This is a genomic window from Pseudomonas sp. XWY-1 (genome assembly GCF_002953115.1).
Taxonomy (GTDB): Bacteria; Pseudomonadota; Gammaproteobacteria; order Pseudomonadales; family Pseudomonadaceae; genus Aquipseudomonas; species Aquipseudomonas alloputida.
Map to the genome: position 1 here is coordinate 4,171,415 of NZ_CP026332.1, position 20,233 is coordinate 4,191,647.

Sequence of the window (20,233 nt, forward strand, 5' to 3'; positions counted from 1 at the left end):
TTTCATTGTCATGCCCTCAGAAAGTGACGCCCAGGCTCAGCGAGATGAAGTCCCGGTCGCCGCGGGTGCCATAGTCGCCGTCGATAAAGTCGGTGTACGACACACTCAGGCTGTAGGTGCTGGCGAGCGTCGCATCCAACCCGACACTGATGGCCCTGGAGCCTTCGCTGAACGCCGACCCCTCCACCGGGCCGATGCCGTGCACGTCATGTGCCCAGGACAGGTTCGGCCGCAGGTCGAAGCCGGCAATCACGTTGGGGTAGGCCCAGGTGGCGCGCAGCCGGTAGCCCCAGGAAAACGGGGTCATGAAGCCTTCGTCGTTGCAATGCTCAGGGGTTTTGGAAATGGCCACGCACACGCTGTTGTCCGCCAGTTCGCCGCTGTTGAACGTGCCCGAGCGCCCGTAACGGGGGCCATAGGCGCCCTCCAGACCGCCGACATAGGTGGCGCCCGCCTCGCCTATCAACAGCAACTGGTTGGCCCCCATCACCTGGCTGAAAGCGTGAACAGCGGTTACCTGCAACTGGGTCATCTCTTTACGGCGGTAGCCGTCGAACAACGTACTGGCGCTGTCTGGCCGCAGGCCGTCACCCAGCAAGGGCGAGCGGCCATCGACGTTCAACAGCGACTGGATGATGTCGGTACCGTTGAGCTGCATGGGCATGTTCGGCCGGTAGCTCAGCTCCCCCTGCAGCGCCGTGCCGGTGCGCAGGGTGGTGGAGAACGAAAGGCCGTAGAGGCGAATGTCCTCGGGGTATTGCACCCGGTACTGCGAGGTGCCCAGGCGTAGCGCGCCGACCAGCGACTGGCCTGCGCTGGAGCCCAGGAAAGCGGCACAGTCTGCAAGCCCGATAGCGAGGTTGGCGCACAACTGCGGGGCGAAACGGCGGTTGTCGAAATACGGGCTGCTGACCGTACCCAGGTAAGGCGTGCGGCTGTGGTAGTTCGCCGCGTAAGCACCAAACTCGGTGTCCAGCGCCGCCACGTACCAGCGCAGCGAAACGCCCCACTGCCCGCTGTTGCGGGCATCCTGGTCGCTGCCGCGAGGTATGCGCACGCCTTCGCTGGTGAGGTTCACACCGAACGGCGCAAGCCCCGCCACGGCTGTGGGGTTGCCGAGCAATTTGGCGCCCACGTCGAGGCCATCGCACCCATCGGGCAAAAAGTCGTTGTTCGAAAAGAACGTGCCACAGTTGTCGAGCTGGGTCTGTTCCCAGTCCAGCTGATAGAAACCGTCGACCGACAGCGCTTCGGTGAGGTTCTGGGTGAAGTAGAACAGGTTCACCGGCACCAGCGCGTCCTTCACTTCCGAGCCGGGGCGGCGCAAGGCCGCCAGGTTGAAGGGGTTGATGACGTTCAGTCCGCCCTGGATGAAGGTGCTCTCACCCCAGTTGACCACCTGCTTGCCCAGCCTGAGCGAACCCGGCTGGCCGTCGATGTCGTACAGGTAGTAACCGAAGGCATCGAGCAGCTGGCTACCTGCGGTCTTGGCCGAGCGCTTGCGGTTGTTGTCCTCCACCTGCTTGAAGCGCTGATCGTGATCACGCAGGGCCGTGTCGTACCAATAGGTACCGCGAAGGAACACCCCCAGGTTGTCGTGCTTGAGCTCCAGGTCATGGGTGCCTTTGAACACCGCTGAAAACACATCGCCGGAGGCAAAGTTCAGGCGGCCGTCATCGCTGTTGGCGCTGTTGTGCAGGGCCGGGTCAGGGTTGGCAGTCGCAATGCTGGTACCAAAGGAAAGCGCCGAGTCGAATTGCCCCTCAAGTTCACCCCAGTGAAACTGAGCGGCACCGGCAGATGCAGAAAAAAGTACTGATGAGGCAAGTACCGACAACGGTCCCGAGCGACCGGAAATACGAGATGCCATCACTCTTAACCTCTTATTGTGTTTATTAGAGAGTGAATTGCGAGTTAATGCTTAAGTACGGCGCAAAGGCCTGCAGGCAAGGGCTTGGGTAATTATTCGAACGTTTCTGTTATCCTCGTTTTGCTGCTTACCGATACTAAGTAGGCCACCGGGGCTGAAACAAATAGCGTCTCCCGATGGTTGCCATATCACTTCGGCATAGCCTGAGAATCCCGATGACTTTGAAACAGCTGCGTTATTTGATCGCCATTGTCGAAGCCGGCAGTTTTTCCAATGCCGCACGCCAGGCGTTCATCGCCCAACCGGCCTTGAGCCGACAGATAGGCCTGCTGGAGAGCGAACTGGAAATGCAACTGCTGGCGCGCCAGCATGACGGTATCGAACTGACCGATGCCGGGCGGCAGTTGTACGAAGTGGCACGATCGGTCGTGCAGCAGCTCGATTCGGTGAAAGACGAGCTGAAGTCCAGCCGCGGCAACCCCAAGGGGCACGTGGCCATCTCGATTCCCGCCACTGCCTCGGCACTGTTGTTGCCGGCCATCATTACCCAGGCCCAGGCACGCTTCCCGGGGATCAAGCTCACCGTATGGGATGGCCTGAGCCGCGAAGGTGGCCAGGCGATCGAGCTGGGCAAGGTGGATTTCGGCGTGGTGCCCAACGCCGAAGAGCTTGTCCATGTGGTCGCCGAGCCCGTGTTTTCCGAAGACCTGTACTGGGTCGGCCTGCCTGGGCACGGGCCTGACGAGTCGCCCATCACCTTGGCTGAGGCCGCAGCGAGCCGCCTGGTAATGCCACCCCGTAGCCTGCACTTGCGCAGGCGCATCGAGCAGGCTGCCATGGAGACCGGTGTGACACTGGACTCCAGCTACGAACAGCAGTCGGCCCCCGGTATCACCAGCCTGGTCCGTGCTGGCCTGGCGGCCACCATCAGCAACTGGCCGCCGCTGCTGGATCTGGCCGCACCTGCCAGCGCGCGGCTGATAGTGGAACCGCGCATCACCCGCACCATCGCCTTGGCCCACTCGCAGCACAAGCCGCTGTCGTTCGCCGCCGCCTGCATGCGCGACCTGGTGCGCGCACTGCTGGTGGATGCGGTGCGCAGCGAGCGCTGGAAAGGCACCTTGATCGAGCGCGAGGCCCTGGCGGAGCAGAGCCTCTGAGCGCTGTGAACATCACGCTTGGGCTGGCGCAGCCGTGCCCACCTGCACCAGACGTTGCCGGGTTTTCTGCGGGTCCATCCAGGCCAGCCCGATCAGCCCGGCAATCACCAGCACCGCGCCGCACACCAGAAAACCCTGGCCAAACCCTGCCGTGTGCCCGGCCCCGGCGCCCTGCACCAGCAAACCGGTGACCACCGGTGCCGACAGCCCGGCCAACGAGGCGATACCGTTGCCGATCGCCAGAATGCCGCCGCGCTGCCCGCTGGGCGTGAACTCCGCCAGCATGGCAGGCCCCACGGAGTACATCACCAGCGCCAGCCCGCCGCTGAACGTGAGGCTGACGATCCGCTCGACGTTGCTCAGACCCGGCAGAAACAATGCCGCCGACAGCAGCCCGCTGGCGATCAGGCACACTGAAACGAACGCACCGCGCGACCAGCGTGTGGCAACCCCGGCACGCATCATTCGCTGTGACAGCCAGGCCATGAACAGGCTCAACGGCGTGGTAACCACCACGAACAGAACGAACACCTGGCCGGTCATGATCGGGTCAATCCCCAGCCCGGTTTCCAGGTAGCTCGGTACCCAGGTCAGGGTCAACGCCAGGGACCAGTTGGCGGCGAAGTGGCACAAGTAGTTGCCCAGTACCGTGCGGTCACCGAGCAGCCGACGATAGGGAACAGGGGCCTGCCCTTCTTCACGCTGGCCCGGGCGAATCCGGTCGAGGTTGCCCTCGCTGCCCAGCCACCACCACAGCACACACCACACCGCGCCGATCACCGCCAGCACGATGAAGTTCATGCGCCAGCCGAAGTGCACACTGATCCATGGGATCATGGCACCCGCTACCAACAGCCCCAGCGCACTGCCGGTATGCAACAGCGCCACGGGAAGGTTGCGACGGTCGTTGGGGAACCACTTGTACAAGGCATGTGTAGCCACCGGTGAGGCCGGTCCCTCGCCAATACCCAGCAGCACCCGGCAGGCGACGATCGCCCACAGCGAGCTGACGAACAACATGGGCAACTGGATAAGCGCCCAGAACGCGCCCATCCCCAGCAGCAGGGTACGGGTTGGCCGGCGATTGGCCATGAAGCCACCTATCACCGCCGAGATGGCGAAGAACCAGTGCAGTGCGCCCCCTACCAGGCCGAACTCGGCAGGGGACAAGCCCAGTTCCCTGGACATCGGCACCGCCACCAGGCCGATGACCACCTTGTCCAGGAAGTTCACCAGCATCAACAGCGCCAGCAGTACCGCAATCATCCAGGCCGTGCCTGCACGTGCGGGGGTGTCAGTATGAGTCATGATGATCTCTCGTTATTGTTCTTGTCTGGAGAACCCGGCCGCTACGGGCCGGGCATACCGCGTCATTGCTCAGGCATGAGCACGCCCTTGGCGATGGTGTTGCGCTGGATCTCGCTGGTTCCCGTGAGAATGCGCATCATACGTGTCGCACGGAATATCCACTCCACCGGGTTCCCACGCAGCAGCCCGGCACCGCCGTGTATCTGCACGGCGCGATCGGCGATGCGGAAGGCCGTCTCCGAAACGAACAGCTTGCACATCGGGGCCTGGGTGCGGATATTGCCGCCGGCGTCATTCACCGCTGCCGTGGCGTAGACCATGCTGCGTGCAGCATGCAGCTCGGTGGCCATGTCGGCGATCATGTGGTTGATCGACTGGAACATGGCGATAGGCTGGCCGAACTGCTTGCGCGTGCGGGCATAGTCGATCGAGAGGTTCAGAGCCAGGCCGGCCAGCCCCAGCAAGGTGGGGCAATGCAGCAGGCGATTGAGGGTGATGCGCCCCATCGCCAGCTTGAAACCCTGCCCTTGCTCACCGATGCGGTTGGCCGCCGGCACCCGTACGTCCTCAAGGATGATGTCGCCATGCGCACCACCGCCTGACATGACCGAATAATCGCTTTCAACCCTTACCCCCGGTGCGCTCAGGTCGACGAAGAACGCCGAAATCCCCTGGGCACCGCGCCCGGGATCCGTCACCGCGAGCAGCACGGCGATGTCGGCATAGGGCGCCCCTGAAATGTAGCGCTTGGCGCCATTGAGCACATAGTGTTCACCTTCCCGCCGTGCGGAGGTCTTGATCGCCGTTGCATCAGAGCCGGCTTCGCTTTCAGTCAGGGCGAAGCACACGGCCTTTTCGGCACGGCACACCGGCTGCAGGAACGCCTCGATCTGGGTCGGGCTCGCCACCTTGAACAGATGGCCGATACGGGGCGGCCCGGAAAGCTCGCCGAGAATATGCGGCGCCAGCATCGAGCCGGTGAGCACCGTGGCTTCCTTGACCGCACACAGGTCTGACACGCTCAACCCGGCGCCACCTATCGCCTCGGGCAGCATGATGTTGTAGAAGCCCTGCTCGCACGAACGCTGCCATACCTGCTGCAGCACCGCCCGCGGGTGCGGCTCTGCCCAACTGAGGCCGGCTTGCTGTTCCAGGGGCAGGATTTCGTTGCGAACGAAGCCACTGATGGCCTCGATGATCTGCTGGGCCTTTTCGCTTGGCTGATACATGGTCGTTCCTCGTGTCAGATACGGCGTTCGCTGTTTTGCCAGTAGGCGTCACGGATCAACCGGCGCACCACCTTGCCGTTGGGGTTTTTCGGCAGCTCGCTGACGAAATCCACGGCGCGTGGTTTCTTGAAACCGGCCAGGGCCTGGGCGCAATGTTCGATGACGTCCTGCTCCTGCAGCGCCATGCCCGGCTTGAGCACGATCACCGCCCGCACCGCTTCGCCCCACTGCTCGTCAGGCACCCCCACCACCGCCGCCTCGAACACCTGCGGCATGCTGTAGAGCACCTGCTCGACCTCGCTGGGGTAAATGTTGAAACCACCGGAAATGATCATTTCTTTCTTGCGGTCGACGATGAACACATACCCCTGCTCATCCACCGTGGCCAGGTCGCCAGTCAGGTAGTAGCCGTCGCGCATCACCTCGGCGGTGAGGTGGGGTGCGCGCCAGTAGCCCTGCATGATGTCCGGGCCCTTGACTACGATTTCGCCCACCTCTCCCGGCTGGACGTCCTGGAAATGGTCGTTCACCACGCGCAGGTCGGTCTCGAAGTAGCAACGCCCGCACGAAGCCAGGCGCCGGTAGTCGCCGCCCTCGCACAAATGGTCCTGTTCGGTCAGGACGGTTACCAGCGAGCAGGTCTCGCCAGCACCGTACCCCTGGGCCAGGATCGGCCCGAAGACCTCGATGGCCCGCTTCACCAGCGCTGGTGCCATCGGCGCGGCACCGTACATCACCAGGCGCAAGCTGCTCAGGTCGTAGCGCTCGACATCGGGGAAGTTGACCAGGCGATTGATCATGGCAGGTACCAGGAACAAGCGGGTTACGCCTTCGCGCTGGATGGTCTCGAGCAACAGCTGGTCGTCGTAGCGCTCCAGCAGCAGGTTGCAGGCACCGACCGCCAGCAGTGGCATCAGCTGCATGCCGCTGGCATGGGTGATAGGGCCGACGTGGGCCATGACATCGCCCGGGGCGGCGCGACGTGTAGGGCTGGCGAGGCTCTTGCGGATAAGCGCCTTGCGGTTGCCCACGCTGAGCATCGCAGCCTTGAGCACACCAGAGCTGCCAGAGGTGTAATGCAAAACGGCGAGGGCATCGTCAGGCAGGTCGCAGCTGATTGGCTGGCTACTGCCTTGGGCCAGCAGTGCGGCATAGGTGATGTCACCGCCCCGCTCACCCAAGGTCACGATCAAGCGTAACGCAGGTACCTCCTGCCTGCGGGCCAGCAACGCCTGGGCGAGTTGCGCATCGGCGATCAGCGCGACACTGCAGGCGTCGTTGAGCACCTGAATCACTTCATCCGGTGCCAGGCGCGCATTGACCGGTACCTTGACCAGGCCGGCCTTGTAGAAAGCCACCTCTGCTTCCACCAGTTCGGCGCGGTTGGGCGCCAGGATGGCGACATGCTCGCCCGTGGCGATGCCCTGTGCCAGCAAGGCCGAGGCCAGCTGGTTGGCCCGCTGTTCGAGCTGAGCGAAGGTCAGCCGGGTGTGGCGGTCGATCACCGCCAGACGTTCAGGCCAGTATCTGGCACTTCGACTGGATAGGGTTCCAAGGTTCACGTTGTTGTTCTCGTCGACGGTTAAGACCCGATCGATGCTAAACAGCGTGAAGCCGGGGCAAGTAATACCAGTTGCGTATGCACGCCATAACAGATTGCGCTGGCACTGATGGGTTGACGCCCTGAGGCAAGGATGACACATCGCTTGCATATGACACCTTGTGTCATTATGATCAACGCCGTGTCCTGGCGTCGCCTCCACGCCGATCAGCCATCCCTAGTCTCAACCCCCTGCAGGTACCGCCCATGACGACCACCATGCACACCCCCAAGGACCAGCTTGTCAAACTCGCCCAGCAACAGATGCTGACGGCGCTGACCGACAACACCTACACCGTGCGACAAAAGCTCGCCCTCACCTGCCGGATCCTGTTCGACGGCGGCCACGACTCTGGCCTGGCCGGGCAGATCACTGCGCGTGCGCAGGAACCTGGCACCTACTACACCCAACAACTGGGGCTTGGCTTCGACGAAATCGCCGCTTCCAACCTGCTGGTGGTGGACGAAGACCTGACGGTGCTGCAAGGCCATGGCATGGCCAACCCGGCCAACCGCTTCCACAGCTGGCTGTACCGCGCCCGCCCCGACGTCAACTGCATCATCCACACCCACCCGCTGCACAGCGCCGCCTTGTCGATGCTGGAAGTTCCGCTGGCCATCTCGCACATGGACCTGTGCCCCCTGTTCGACGACTGTGCATTCCTCAAGGAATGGCCCGGTGTACCGGTGGGCAACGAAGAAGGCGAAATCATCGCGAACGCGATTGGCGACAAGCGCGCAATCCTGCTTTCCCATCATGGCCTGCTGATCGCTGGGCGTTCGATCGAGGAAGCCTGCGTGCTCGCCCTGCTGTTCGAGCGCGCAGCAAAGATGCAACTGCTGGCCATGGGCGCCGGTGACATCCGCCCCATCCCCGAAGCACTGGGCAAAGAGGCCCACGACTGGATTTCCACCCCTAAACGTCACGGTGCTGCCTTCAGCTACTACGCGCGCCGTGCCTTGCGTGCCCATGGCGACTGCCTGGGCTGATCGAAGCTGTACTCTTTCCTCAACAACGGCAAAGGTGCCTGGTCATGTCTACACCTGTAATTCGCGGCGTTATCGGCTACACCATCACTCCCTTCACGGCAGACGGCACACTCGACCTGGATGCCTTGGGCACGTCCATCGATAGCCTGATCGCAGACGGCGTGCACGCCATCGCGCCGCTGGGCAGCACCGGCGAAGGGGCTTACCTGTCCGACAGCGAATGGGAAACCGTGGTGCGCTTCAGCCAGGCACGCATTGCCGGGCGCGTACCCAGCGTGGTCAGCGTCTCCGACCTGACCACCGCCCGCACCGTGCAGCGTGCCCGCCTGGCACAGGCCTGCGGTGCTACGGCAGTGATGGTGCTGCCCATCTCTTACTGGAAGCTCACCGAAGCCGAAGTGGTCGCCCACTACAAGGCGGTCGGCGCCGCCATCGACATTCCGATCATGCTCTACAACAACCCGGGCACCAGCGGCACCGACCTGTCGGTGGAGCTGATCCTGCGTATCCTCGGCGAAGTGCCCAATGTGACCATGGTCAAGGAAAGCACCGGTGACATCCAGCGCATGCACCGCCTGTTCACGGCTACAGATGGGCAGGTGGCGTTCTACAACGGTTGCAACCCGCTGACCCTGGAAGCCTTGGTGGCCGGCGCCACGGGCTGGTGTACCGCCGCGCCCAACCTGATCCCGGCACTCAACCTGGCGCTGTGGGACGCCGTACAACAAGGCGATCTGGCTGAAGCCCGTGCGCTGTTCTACCGCCAGTACGAGCTGCTGGAGTACATCACCCGCCGTGGCCTGCCGACCACCATCAAGGCCGGCCTGAAAATGCTCGGCCAGGATGTCGGCGCCCCACGCCTGCCCCTGCAGCCGCTGGATGCGCAAGGCAGCAACCACCTGAAAAACCTGCTGGTGACGCTGACCAACTGATGCACAAACCTGCCCGGTAGCCTGTCGCTGTCGGGCAGCCTTTTTCTTCAGGAACAGCCTTGGGCTGCGAACGGGCCAATGACGCTGCAGTCGGATTACCCCTTCGCCGCACAAAACTGCTCCTCATCTGACCATTACCAGAGGCAACCATGGACGCGCCTGCTCAAAGCTCTGCAACCCCGCTCAGGCTGACAGACATCCTTCACCCGGTGATTGCCGGACTCGTTTCGGTGATCGTCAACTACGGCGGCACGTTCATCCTGGTGTTCCAGGCGGCCAAAGTGGCCGGGCTGAGCCCGGAGCTGACGTCATCGTGGGTCTGGGCGGTGTCGATCGGCGTCGGCCTCAGCGGCCTGGCATTGTCCTGGTACAGCCGCGAGCCGGTCATCACAGCCTGGTCCACGCCAGCCGCCGCGTTCCTGGTCACCGCCCTGGCCAGCGTGCCCTACAGCGAGGCCATAGGTGCCTACCTGCTGTCGGCCGCCGGCTTCGTGGTGCTGGGGCTGAGCGGGTGCTTCGAGCGGCTGGTGCGCGTCGTGCCCGGCGGCATTGCCGCCGGCCTGCTGGCCGGCATCCTGCTGCAGTTCGGCATCGGTGCCTTTGCCAGCCTCTCGGTCGACCCCACCCTCGCCGGGTTGCTGATTGCAGCGTATGTGGCCTTCAAACGCTTCACCGCCCGTTACGCCGTGGTCGCCATACTGCTGCTGGGCCTGGGGTACCTGTTGCTGCAGGGGCAAGTGGGCCTGACCACGTTGCGGCTGGAATTTGCCTCACCGGTTTTCACCGCGCCCACCTTCTCCCTGAACGCGGCCCTCAGCGTGGCCCTGCCCTTGTTCCTGATCACCCTCACCGGCCAGTACATGCCCGGCATGCTGGTGCTGCGCAACGATGGATTCAAGACCAGCGCCAACCCGATTGTCGCCGTCACCGGCATGGGCTCGTTGCTGATGGCGCCCTTCGGTTCACACGCGTTCAACATCGCGGCCATCACCGCGGCCATCTGCACCGGCAAGGAAGCCCATGAAAACCCGGACAAGCGCTGGGTGGCAGGCATCGCCGCCGGTGTCTGCTACATCCTCGTCGGGGTGTTCGGGGTCACGCTGGCGAGTGTCTTCATGGCCCTGCCGGGCACCTTTATCACCACCCTGGCGGGCCTTGCCCTGCTGGGCACCATCGGCGCCAGCCTGGCCAGCGCCCTGGCCGATGCCCGTTCACGCGAGTCAGCACTGATCACCTTCCTGGCGGCGGCGGCCAACATCAGCCTGTTGGGCATTGGCGGGGCTTTCTGGGGCCTGGTCATTGGTCTGCTGGCCCATGTTGTACTGAACGGTCGCCTGCCCGGTTTGCGCGGCGCCTCCCGCTAAGCGAGCTTTCCACCACCTTGCCGTGCGCCAGGGGCGCACGCTGTTCAACAGGTATCGACATGCCCCACGCTGGCCCCAAGCTGCTGACCCAAATTGCTGCCGTGCACTTCGTCAGCCATGTGCACATCATGCTGATCCCGGCGCTACTGCCCGTGCTGCCCGGCCTGCTGGGCGTAGGCTTCGTAGAGCTGGGCGTAGCCCTGGCGGTGTTCAACATCGTCTCCGCGCTGGTACAGGCCCCGCTGGGTTATGCCGTCGACCACTATGGTGCACGTAAAGTGCTCAAGGCCGGGCTGTTGCTGGGCAGCCTCAGCTTCGTGCTGCTGGCGGCCAGCCCCGGGTATGCGGTATTGCTGGTGGCGATGGCCATGGCTGGCCTGGCCAATGGTGTGTACCACCCGGCCGACTATGCGCTGCTGGCCAACGGCATCGAGCCCGCACGCCTGGGGCGGTCGTTCTCTATTCATACCTTTGCCGGTTTCCTCGGTTCGGCCGTTACCCCAGCCGTATTTCTCGGCATCGCCGCAGCGTTCGGCACGCGGGCAGCCCTGGCGGCGGGCGCGGTATTCGGGGTAGCCGCGCTGCTGCTGATTTCGATACCCGGCAGTGGCGTGTACCGGGTCGCCAGGCCTGCCAACCCACAAGGCGCAGGCCCGGCCGCAGCAACAGGCCGGGTACGCTTGTTCACCCCCATGATCGGCGTGCTGACGGTGCTGTTCATCCTGCTCAACCTGAGCACCAGTGCCATCGAGAAGTTCTCCGTAGCCGCCCTGGTCCAGGGCCAAGGCCTGACACTGGCCTGGGCCAACGCCGCGCTCACCGCTTTCCTGCTGAGCAGCGCAGCCGGCGTGCTGTGCGGGGGCGCTTTGGCCGACCGTACCCGGCGCCATGGCCTGGTGGCGGCACTGGCCTTCGCGCTGGCGGCTGCGCTGACTGCACTGGTGGCGCTGGGGCTGCTGCAGGGCTGGGCATTGGTGGTCGTACTGGGTGTCATCGGCTTGCTCACCGGGGTCATCGCCCCATCACGGGACATGCTGGTCAAGGCGGCGGCGCCACCCGGGGCCGAGGGCAAAACCTTCGGCCTGGTGTCGACCGGGTTCAACGTCGGCGGTGCCATCGGGCCGGTGGCGTTCGGCTGGATGCTCGATCAGCGCCTGCCCAACGGGATTTTCGTCGCATCGGTGGTGTTCATGCTGCTGACGGTGCTGCTGACCCTGGCACAGGAGATGTATTCAGCCAGAAGGCGCGCGACTGAACAGCTGGCGCGCGCCCTGTAGGCCCGGTGCAGCATTGCCAGGCCAGGATCAGTCATTCATTGCGCCGGGTTGGCATGCACCACGCGCCCGCCTGCCCCCGGCCGATTGACGAACAGCACATCCAGCACACTGTTGCGCAAGCCCTTAAGTGCGTTCCAGTTCGCTGACGCATGCACGTATCTGTCGCGCAACAGCCGCTGTTCTTCCTCGCTCAACCCCACCTGGCCAGTTTCCCCCAAGGCGAACGCATGCAATTTGCGGCTGATGCCCGACAACTCATCCGGCAGCCGATGCTCTGCCTGCGCCCCCAACGGCGCAAACGGCACGCCAGCGCGCACCGCCAACGCCCGCATCACGCTCAAGTACACCCGGGACAAGTGCCCCGCCACGTGCCGCTCCCGGTACACCGCCGCATAGACCTGCTTTTGCGCCTCGTCCCGCCGCCCGCCCGCAATCGGCTCCTCCCAGGTCATCACTTGCGGCCTGGGTTCGCCCATATCGGCAAACGCCGAAGCCAGCAAGGCACTCACCTTGGCATGTACGCGGCACTGCTCGACACGCGTGCCGGCAGGCACGCACTGGGACTGCGGCTTGCACAGCAGCACCTGCTCCAGAAGGGTCTCCGGGTAACCACCCCCAATATTCGAGTGCACGCCCGGCAGCACGATGTCGTGGCCACTGCGCACCAGCGGGAAGTTATGCCGCCGCTCGTCCTCGGCCACCAGCTGCACCACGTGCCGGGCAATATCCGCACCCAGGCCCAGGCGCAGGCCACCGTGGCGGCCGTCTGCAGGGTCGAAGTCACCCTGTAAGGGCGCGATGATCGCCGCCACGGTGTCGAACAGGCCGATAAAGTTGATCGAGGTTTTGCACGCCAACGACAACAGCCCGCCCGCGCCCTCGTGCAGCAGGTTGGCCAGATGCCGCACCGCTGCCGCGCCGCGGCTGAAACCGAAAAGATCGAACTCGACCCCTTCCAGCGTCGCCTGCGGATGCGCCTGGCGCCATGCCCGCAGTTGCTCGGCCATGCCCTGCAACGCCTCGGCAACCCGCGCCTCTGCCCCTGTGCGCCCATGCCCGGTGGCCGAGGCGTAGACATGGTCGGCTTCACCCGCCAGCGTGCCCACGCCTTCCACATAGCGCTTCAAGAACGCCTGCGGCCCGTCGGCACAGGCCGCATCAGCCGGATACAACGCATGCAACAGGGCCACATTGCTCAAGGCGTTGCCATAGCTGCCGCCCTTGTCACCCTGCTCACCCTCCGCCGTGGCATTGTGCAGGTTGTTTCCGGTGCCATCGAAGAACACGCCAAAACGCAGGGTGACCGGCGTAAGGTTTGCCGTGCTGGCGCTGCTCATTTTCATCATCGTGCCTCCTGCTTGTCCGAAAAGCACAAGCAGGCGCCAGCACGCCGTCACGGACCATCAGGCAAAGGCCAGCCATGCGTGGGACATTTCTTTGCCCGCAGGCCCGTCTGCAACGATAAATTTACCCGCCGCCATTGGTGGTCGCCCCCCCGGATAGATTAAAGTATCCCCCCTTGCCAAGGCTGCTGCCTCACGCCGCCTCAGGCCCCCTACCAGGAACCGTCGCCGATGGAACACCGTGAAGCGCTGATCGCGCTGCGCACTTTTCTTTCTACCCAGATCCTAGGCCAGGAAAAACTGGTCGAACGGCTGTTGATCGTGCTGCTGGCCGACGGCCACATGCTGGTCGAAGGGGCACCGGGCCTGGCCAAGACCAAAGCCATCAAAGAACTCGCAGAAGGCATCGAAGCGCAGTTCCATCGCATCCAGTTCACCCCCGACCTGCTCCCGGCCGACATCACCGGCACGGAGATTTACCGCCCGGAAACCGGCAGCTTCGTGTTCCAGCAGGGGCCTATCTTCCATAACCTGGTGCTGGCCGACGAAATCAACCGCGCACCGGCCAAGGTGCAGTCGGCGCTGCTCGAAGCCATGGCCGAGCGCCAGGTCAGCGTGGGCCGCAGCACCTATGACCTGTCGCCGCTGTTTCTGGTCATGGCCACGCAGAACCCGATCGAGCAGGAAGGCACCTACCCGCTGCCCGAAGCCCAGCTCGACCGCTTCCTGATGCATGTAAAAATCGGCTTCCCCGACGCCGCCGTAGAGCGGCGTATCCTGGCGCAGGCCCGGGGTGAGGCCCTGGGCGGCGAGACCAAGCCTGAGCGCCGGGTCAGCCAGCAGGCCATCTTCGCCGCGCGCAAGGAAATCCTTGGCCTGTACATGGCCGACGCAGTGGAGGAATACCTGGTGCAGCTGGTCATGGCCACCCGCACCCCGGCCAAGTTCGACACCGAGCTGGCCGACTGGATCGCCTACGGCGCCAGCCCGCGTGGCTCCATCTCGCTGGACCGCTGCGCGCGTGCCCATGCCTGGCTGGCCGGGCGCGACTTCGTCAGCCCCGAAGACATCCAGGCCGTGCTGTTCGACGTTCTGCGCCACCGCATCATTCTCTCGTTCGAGGCCGAGGCGGCAGGGATCGACCAGGACCGCGTGGTCCAGCGCATCCTCGACGTCGTCGCCGTTGCCTGAACCCATGCCCACTGCGCAGCTGGCCGAACACGGCATCCGCATTGGCCTTGCCGAGCTGATCGACATGCGCCACCGCGTGCGCGAAATCCAGCTGTTTTCCAAGCCCGGCCAGCGCAGCCCACTCGTGGGCCTGCACCATTCCAAGCTGCGTGGGCGCGGCGTGGACTTCGACCAGGTGCGCGTTTACCAGGCCGGCGATGATGTGCGCAACATCGACTGGCGTGTCACTGCGCGTACCCAGGAGCCGCACACCAAGCTGTTCCACGAAGAACGCGAGCGGCCGATCTTCATCCTCGTCGAACAAAGCCAACGGCTTTTCTTCGGCTCAGGGCTGATGTTCAAGTCCGTGCTGGCGGCCCAGGCTGCGGCGCTGTTCGGCTGGGCAGCGCTGGGCCACAACGACCGCATCGGCGGCCTGGTGTTCGGCGACAACGAACACCACGAAATCAAGCCCCGACGCAGCAAGCAAAGCCTGCTGCAACTGCTCAACCGCTTGGCAAAGGTCAACCAGTCACTGCACACCGAAGCCATACCCGGGGCCGACAGCCTCGGCCTGGCCCTGCGCCGCGCCCGCGAAGTGCTGCGCCCCGGCAGCCTGGCCATCGTGATCTGCGATGAACGCTCGCTCAGCGCCCAGGTGGAACAGCACCTGGCCATGCTCTCACGGCATTGCGACCTGCTGTTGCTGCCGATATCCGACCCGCTCGACCACGCGTTGCCCGCCGCCGGCCTGCTGCGCTTCGCCCAGCGCAGTGCCCAGCTGGAGCTCGATACCCTCGACGCCAACCTGCGCCAGGCCTACCGCCAGCAGGCCGAAGCCCGCATCGAGCGCTGGGAGCTGATGGCGCAAAAGCTGAGGGTGGTGCTGATGCCTCTGAGCACGCAAAGTGAAATGGTCGAACAACTGCGCGAGTACCTGAACGCCCAGCGGCCACGGAGCGCGTCATGAACCCGCTCGACCAGTTGCACCCACTGATCGCCCCGGCACCGGTCAGCCTGTGGCCACCCGCACCGGGTTGGTGGCTGCTGCTGGCCGTCCTGCCACTCCTGGGCTGGGGCCTGTGGCGGCTGCGCCGCTGGCGCCCGGGCAAACGCCGCATCGTGCGCGCCGAACAACCCCTGGACCCGGTGCGCCTGGAGGCCTTGGCCGAGCTGGCCCGCCTGCCACGCCCGTATGACGGCGCCCCGGCCGGCGCCTGGCTGCAACAGATCAACGCCCTGCTCAAGCGCCTGTGTCGCAATCACTACCCAGGCGCCAACAGCCACACCCTCAACGGCCGCGAGTGGCTGGCCTTTCTGGATAACCGCTGCCCGGCCGCCGGCCTGACCCGCTGGATGGTACTGGTAGAAGGCGCCTATAAACCCGAGTGCAAGCTCGACGACAAGGCCATCGCCGGGCTCAGCCAAGCCGTCGAAATCTGGATCCGCAAGCATGTTTGAACTGGCCTGGCCGTGGGTCTTCGCCCTGTTGCCGCTGCCATGGCTGGCGCGCCTGCTGCTGCCCGCAGCCGACAGTGGTGAGCCCGTGCTCAAGGTGGGTTTCCTCAACGAGCTGGAAGGCCTGGCCGGGCGCCGCGCCCGGCTCAACCTGCCCACCTGGCGCCAGCAGGCACCGTTCGTCGTCATCTGGCTGTTGCTGCTGTGCGCCGCCGCTCGCCCGCAATGGCTGGGCGAACCCGTGCCGATTGCCGCCAGCGGCCGCGACCTGCTGGTGGCGGTGGACGTGTCCGGGTCGATGGACTTCCCCGACATGCAGTGGCAGAACGAGGACATCAGCCGCCTCGACCTGGTCAAGGCGCTGATGGGCGACTTCCTGCAAGACCGTGAAGGCGACCGCGTGGGCCTGATCCTGTTCGGCAGCCAGGCCTACCTGCAGGCGCCGCTCACCTTTGACCGGCGCACCGTGCGCACCTTCCTCATCGAGGCGCAGATCGGCATCGCAGGCAAGAACACCGCCATCGGCGACGCCATTGGCCTGGCAGTCAAACGCCTGCGCGAACGCCCGGCACAAAGCCGGGTGCTGGTGCTGATCACGGACGGCGCCAACAACGGCGGGCAGATTCACCCGCTGACAGCCGCCCGCCTGGCGGCCCAGGAAGGCGTGCGCATCTACACCATCGGTATCGGCGCCAACCCCGAAGCCAGTGGCACCCCAGGCCTGCTCGGCCTCAACCCGAGCCTGGACCTGGACGAAGCCGCGCTCAAGGAAATTGCCGACATCACCCACGGCGCCTATTTCCGCGCCCATGACGGCGCCGAACTGGACGCTATCGGCGATACCCTCGACCAACTGGAACCAGTGGCCCAGCAACCGACCCAGGCACGCACAGCCCAGGCCCTGTACGCCTGGCCCCTGGCGCTGGCGCTGCTGCTCAGCGTACTGCTGGTGGTGGCCGTGCAGTGGCCCGACAACCTGTTGCAGCGCCTGCTGCGCAAGCCGCGCTTCCTGCAGCCGCACCCGGAATGGCGCCAGCGCTTGAAGCGCCTGCGTTTAAGGAGGCGGCGATGATCGACTTGTGGCCCCAATGGCTGCGCCCGCTCTGGCTGCTGGCGGTTCCCGTGCTCGGCTGGCTGCTGTACAAGCTGTGGCACCGGCGCAAGCGCGCCGGGCGCTGGCAGATGATTCTGCCGCCTGCCTTCCACGGTGTGCTGCTGGGTGGCGGCAGCGGCAGCACCAGCAAACTGCCGTGGGTGGCGCTGGGCCTTGCCTGGTTACTGGTGATCCTGGCGCTGCTCGGGCCCAGCTGGCAGCGGCTGGAAGAAAGCCGTCAGCGCCCGGCCGACCCCCTGGTGATCCTGCTCGAACTGACCCCGCAAATGCTCGCCGAGGACAGCCCGCCCAACCGCCTGGAACAGGCCCGGCGCAAGATCCTCGACCTGCTTGAACACCGCCGCGACAGCCAGACGGCGCTGGTGGTGTATGCCGGCTCCGCGCACACCCTGGTGCCGCTGTCCGACGACCTGGCCACCACCCGCAATTTGCTCGAGGCCATCGACCCGTCGATCATGCCCAAACCCGGCCAGCGTGCCGACCTGGCCGTGCAAAAAGGCCTGGCGCTCCTGGCCCAGAGCGGCCTCGGCCAAGGCCGCCTGCTGCTGGTAGGCTCGGCGCTCAGCGCCGCCGAGCGCCAGGGCATCACCCAGGCCCTCGGCCGCCAGGGCCCAAGCCTGCTGATGCTGGGCATCGGCAGCCGCGAAGGCGCCCCGGTGCGCCAGGCCAATGGCGAATACCTTAAAGACGACCAGGGCGGCATCCTCTTGCCTCGCCTGGACAGCGCCAGCCTGAAGGGTTTTATCAGCGGCACGGGCGGGCGCTACCGGCACGCCCGCATCGACGACCTCGACCTGCGTGGCCTGGGCCTGTTCGACAACCCGCGGAGCGGGCGCAATGACGGCCAGACCCTGCAACTGGACAGCTGGGCCGACCAAGGTTACTGGCTGCTGATTCCGTTGTTGCTGCTGGCCGCCTGCGCCGGCCGGCGCGGCTGGCTGTTCTGCCTGCCGCTGCTGCTGGCCTTGCCGCAGCCTGGCCAGGCTTTCGAGCTCAACGACCTGTGGCTGCGTCCCGACCAGCAAGGCCAGATGCTGCTGGAGCAAAACCGCCCGGCCAGCGCTGCGCGTCACTTCCAGAACCCGCAATGGCGCGGCATGGCCCTGTACCAGGCCGGCGACTATGCCGGTGCCGCCGAGGCATTTTCCCAAGGCGACACTGCAGCAGCCCACTACAATCGAGGCAATGCCCTGGCCCTCAGTGGCGAGCTGGAAGCCGCCCTGGATGCCTACGAGCAAGCCCTGGAGCGTCAGCCCGACCTGCAGGCCGCGCTGGACAACCAGGCGCTGGTGCAGCAACTGCTGCAGCAACGTGAAGCCAAGGCCGAGGAACAACCGCCCGGCAACGATGCCCAAGACACGCCCGGCAGCGAAACCGAAGGCAACAGCAGCTCGGCCAGCAGCCCAGCCCAAGGCACACCCGGCGACGACCAACAGGCCAGCCCCGAACAACCCGGCGAAAGCAGCAGCAACAGCCAGGCCGCCCCCGGCAACCAGGCCGGGGGCGACGACAGTGTCATCCAGCCGCCACAGCGCCCGGTGTCGACCAGCCTCGACGGCGAACAGCGCCAAGCCCTGGAGCAATGGCTGCGGGAAATCCCCGACAACCCGGCAGAGCTGCTGCGACGCAAATTCTGGTATGAACAGCAATTGCATCAGGAAAAATCACAATGAGTCGCTTCGGCGTCTTTCTCCTCACCCTGCTGTGGGCCCTGCTGGCCCAGGCCGAACCGCTGCTGCAGGCCAGCGTCGACCGCACCCGCCTGGAAGCTGGCGAAAGCCTGGAACTGACCCTGGAAAGCCAGGACGTCACCCAGTTCGGCAAGCCCGACCTGCGCGCCCTGGAAGATGACTTCGAAGTGCGCGGCACGCGACAGCTGAACAGCCTGCACACCCTGGACGGCGAAACCCGCGCCAGCACCCGCTGGATCATTACCCTACTGCCACGGCGCAGCGGTACCCTGCGCATCCCCGAGCTGCGGCTGGGCCAGTCGCACAGCCAGGCCATCGAACTGCAAGTGCTGCAGGCCGATGCCAACCGCCAGGACAACGCTCAGGTATTCATCGAAGCGACCCTCGACAGCCACGACGTCTATGTCCAGGCCCAAGCCGTGCTGACCCTGCGCATCTACCACTCGGTAGCGCTGTACGACGACAGCAGCCTCAGCCCCCTGCAACTGGAGAACGCCAAGGTCGAGCCGTTGGGCGAGTCGCGCACGTATGAAAAGGAAATCAACGGCGTGCGTCATGGCGTGATCGAAACCCGCTATGCGGTGTATGCCCAGCAAAGTGGCACCCTCGACATCCCGTCGCTGACGTTCACCGCCACGGCAGCTGCCAGCAGCGACGAAGCAGCGCAGGCCAATGGCACGGCCCGCGCCGGCCACCAGGTGCAGGTCAGCTCGCTGCCCTTGCGCCTCACGGTACGGCCGATTCCGGCAGCCTGGCCGGCTGGCTTGCCGTGGTTGCCAGCCAGCAGCCTGACCCTGGAAGAGCACTGGAGCCCGGACCCCGGCAGCCAGCAGGTACAGATTGGCGACTCGCTGACGCGCAACATCACCTTGCGTGCCGAAGGATTGTCCAGCACCCAACTGCCGCCGCTGCCGGCTACGGAGATCATCGGCCTGCGCCGCTACCCTGACCAGCCGCTGCTGCGCAACGAAATCAGCGAACGGGGCATGACCGCCAACCGCGAAGAGCGCGAGGCCCTGGTGCCGACCCACAGCGGCACGCTGGCCTTGCCGGCGCTGGAAGTGGCCTGGTGGAACACCCGCGAAGACCACCTGGAACACAGCAGCCTGCCGGCGCGCACGCTGAACGTGCTGGACAACCCGGCACTGAGCGCCGACACCCCGGTGGGCGACAACAGCAGCGCCAGCACCCTGCTGTGGCCCTGGCAGCTGTCCACACTGGTGTTTGCCCTGACCACCGTGCTGGGCTTTGCCCTGTGGTGGCGCGCCCGTTCGCGGCCAGCGGTGCTGCGCACGGCGCAGAACGGGCCAAGCCCACGCACCTTGCTGGACGACCTCAAGCGCGCATGCCAGGCCAACGACCCCCAGGCTACGCGCCAGGCACTGGATGCCTGGGCCCGGCAGCAACCGGAAACCCTGGCCGAGATGGCGGCGCGCTTCGTGCCGTTGTCGGATGCGCTGGATGGGTTGAACGGGGCGCTGTATAGCGAGAGCGGGCAGTATTGGCAGGGGGAGGATTTGTGGCGGGCGATTGGTACCATTCCGCCAGCTGAGCAGGTGTTGCTGCCGACGGGCGAGAGCGGCAGCTTGCCGCCGCTCTATCCCAAGTAGGCCAGCAGGTGTTCGCCATAAGGTTTTCAGCGCCTGTCCCAGGCGCTGAAATTCTTGTGACGAACACCTGCCCCCCAATCCCTCGCCCTGCACCCCGAATCCCGCTTGGGTTACCAT

General features: G+C 65.2%; 16 protein-coding genes. 11 read left to right on the top strand and 5 right to left on the bottom strand.

Annotation, left to right across the window (positions count from 1 at the left end):
• Window positions 1-16 precede the first annotated feature (16 nt).
• Window positions 17-1,870 (bottom strand): DUF1302 domain-containing protein, encoded by a 1,854-nt coding sequence (locus PRJ_RS19355; protein WP_104962249.1) that lies wholly within the window; start codon window positions 1,868-1,870, stop codon window positions 17-19.
• 215 nt (window positions 1,871-2,085) lie between these two features.
• Between PRJ_RS19355 and PRJ_RS19360 the strand changes: the two genes are divergently transcribed.
• Entirely contained in the window at window positions 2,086-3,030 is a 945-nt protein-coding gene (locus PRJ_RS19360) for a LysR family transcriptional regulator (RefSeq protein ID WP_003247253.1), read from the top strand.
• 12 nt (window positions 3,031-3,042) lie between these two features.
• Here the strand turns inward: PRJ_RS19360 and PRJ_RS19365 are convergent, their stop codons facing one another.
• From PRJ_RS19365 to PRJ_RS19375, 3 genes are all read right to left on the bottom strand, one after another.
• Window positions 3,043-4,296, bottom strand: coding sequence for an MFS transporter (locus tag PRJ_RS19365; RefSeq protein WP_104962250.1), 1,254 nt, complete (start codon window positions 4,294-4,296; stop codon window positions 3,043-3,045).
• Window positions 4,297-4,400: 104 nt separating this feature from the next.
• Window positions 4,401-5,567 carry an acyl-CoA dehydrogenase family protein gene (locus PRJ_RS19370; RefSeq protein ID WP_020191767.1) on the bottom strand — a complete coding sequence of 389 codons (1,167 nt, stop codon included), beginning with the start codon at window positions 5,565-5,567 and terminating at the stop codon, window positions 4,401-4,403.
• 14 nt (window positions 5,568-5,581) lie between these two features.
• The gene (locus tag PRJ_RS19375) at window positions 5,582-7,129 is read right to left on the bottom strand and encodes an AMP-binding protein (RefSeq protein WP_033725201.1); all 1,548 of its coding nucleotides are present in this window, start codon (window positions 7,127-7,129) and stop codon (window positions 5,582-5,584) included.
• 245 nt (window positions 7,130-7,374) lie between these two features.
• On the opposite strand from PRJ_RS19375, the gene PRJ_RS19380 reads away from it, so the two are divergent.
• From PRJ_RS19380 to PRJ_RS19395, 4 genes are all read left to right on the top strand, one after another.
• Window positions 7,375-8,157 carry an aldolase gene (locus PRJ_RS19380; RefSeq protein WP_003247249.1) on the top strand — a complete coding sequence of 261 codons (783 nt, stop codon included), beginning with the start codon at window positions 7,375-7,377 and terminating at the stop codon, window positions 8,155-8,157.
• Between the two features lie 44 nt (window positions 8,158-8,201).
• On the top strand, window positions 8,202-9,089 hold the full coding sequence (locus PRJ_RS19385; protein WP_104962251.1) for a dihydrodipicolinate synthase family protein: 888 nt from the start codon (window positions 8,202-8,204) through the stop codon (window positions 9,087-9,089).
• A 149-nt stretch (window positions 9,090-9,238) separates the two neighbouring features.
• A complete protein-coding gene (locus PRJ_RS19390) occupies window positions 9,239-10,453 on the top strand; it encodes a benzoate/H(+) symporter BenE family transporter (protein WP_014591859.1) in 1,215 nt (404 codons plus the stop codon).
• Between the two features lie 59 nt (window positions 10,454-10,512).
• Complete coding sequence (locus PRJ_RS19395; RefSeq protein WP_104962252.1) at window positions 10,513-11,730, top strand: MFS transporter; 1,218 nt, start codon at window positions 10,513-10,515, stop codon at window positions 11,728-11,730.
• 35 nt (window positions 11,731-11,765) lie between these two features.
• On the opposite strand, the gene PRJ_RS19400 is transcribed toward PRJ_RS19395, so the two are convergent.
• Window positions 11,766-13,076: a DUF2235 domain-containing protein gene (locus PRJ_RS19400; protein ID WP_104962253.1), complete on the bottom strand. Its 1,311-nt coding sequence runs from the start codon at window positions 13,074-13,076 to the stop codon at window positions 11,766-11,768.
• Between the two features lie 228 nt (window positions 13,077-13,304).
• Between PRJ_RS19400 and PRJ_RS19405 the strand changes: the two genes are divergently transcribed.
• Genes PRJ_RS19405 through PRJ_RS19430 form a run of 6 tightly spaced genes read left to right on the top strand, consistent with a single transcriptional unit; the run spans window position 13,305 to window position 20,116 of the window.
• Window positions 13,305-14,264 (top strand): MoxR family ATPase, encoded by a 960-nt coding sequence (locus tag PRJ_RS19405; protein WP_003247242.1) that lies wholly within the window; start codon window positions 13,305-13,307, stop codon window positions 14,262-14,264.
• 4 nt (window positions 14,265-14,268) lie between these two features.
• Window positions 14,269-15,213: a DUF58 domain-containing protein gene (locus tag PRJ_RS19410; RefSeq protein WP_104962254.1), complete on the top strand. Its 945-nt coding sequence runs from the start codon at window positions 14,269-14,271 to the stop codon at window positions 15,211-15,213.
• Window positions 15,210-15,704: a DUF4381 domain-containing protein gene (locus tag PRJ_RS19415; protein WP_010953039.1), complete on the top strand. Its 495-nt coding sequence runs from the start codon at window positions 15,210-15,212 to the stop codon at window positions 15,702-15,704. Before PRJ_RS19410 ends, PRJ_RS19415 begins: the two co-directional genes overlap by 4 nt.
• A complete protein-coding gene (locus PRJ_RS19420) occupies window positions 15,697-16,773 on the top strand; it encodes a VWA domain-containing protein (protein ID WP_010953038.1) in 1,077 nt (358 codons plus the stop codon). Before PRJ_RS19415 ends, PRJ_RS19420 begins: the two co-directional genes overlap by 8 nt.
• Window positions 16,770-18,488, top strand: a complete 1,719-nt coding sequence (locus PRJ_RS19425; protein WP_104962255.1) for a tetratricopeptide repeat protein — start codon at window positions 16,770-16,772, stop codon at window positions 18,486-18,488. Before PRJ_RS19420 ends, PRJ_RS19425 begins: the two co-directional genes overlap by 4 nt.
• The gene (locus PRJ_RS19430) at window positions 18,485-20,116 is read left to right on the top strand and encodes a BatD family protein (RefSeq protein ID WP_104962256.1); all 1,632 of its coding nucleotides are present in this window, start codon (window positions 18,485-18,487) and stop codon (window positions 20,114-20,116) included. Before PRJ_RS19425 ends, PRJ_RS19430 begins: the two co-directional genes overlap by 4 nt.
• Window positions 20,117-20,233 lie beyond the last annotated feature (117 nt).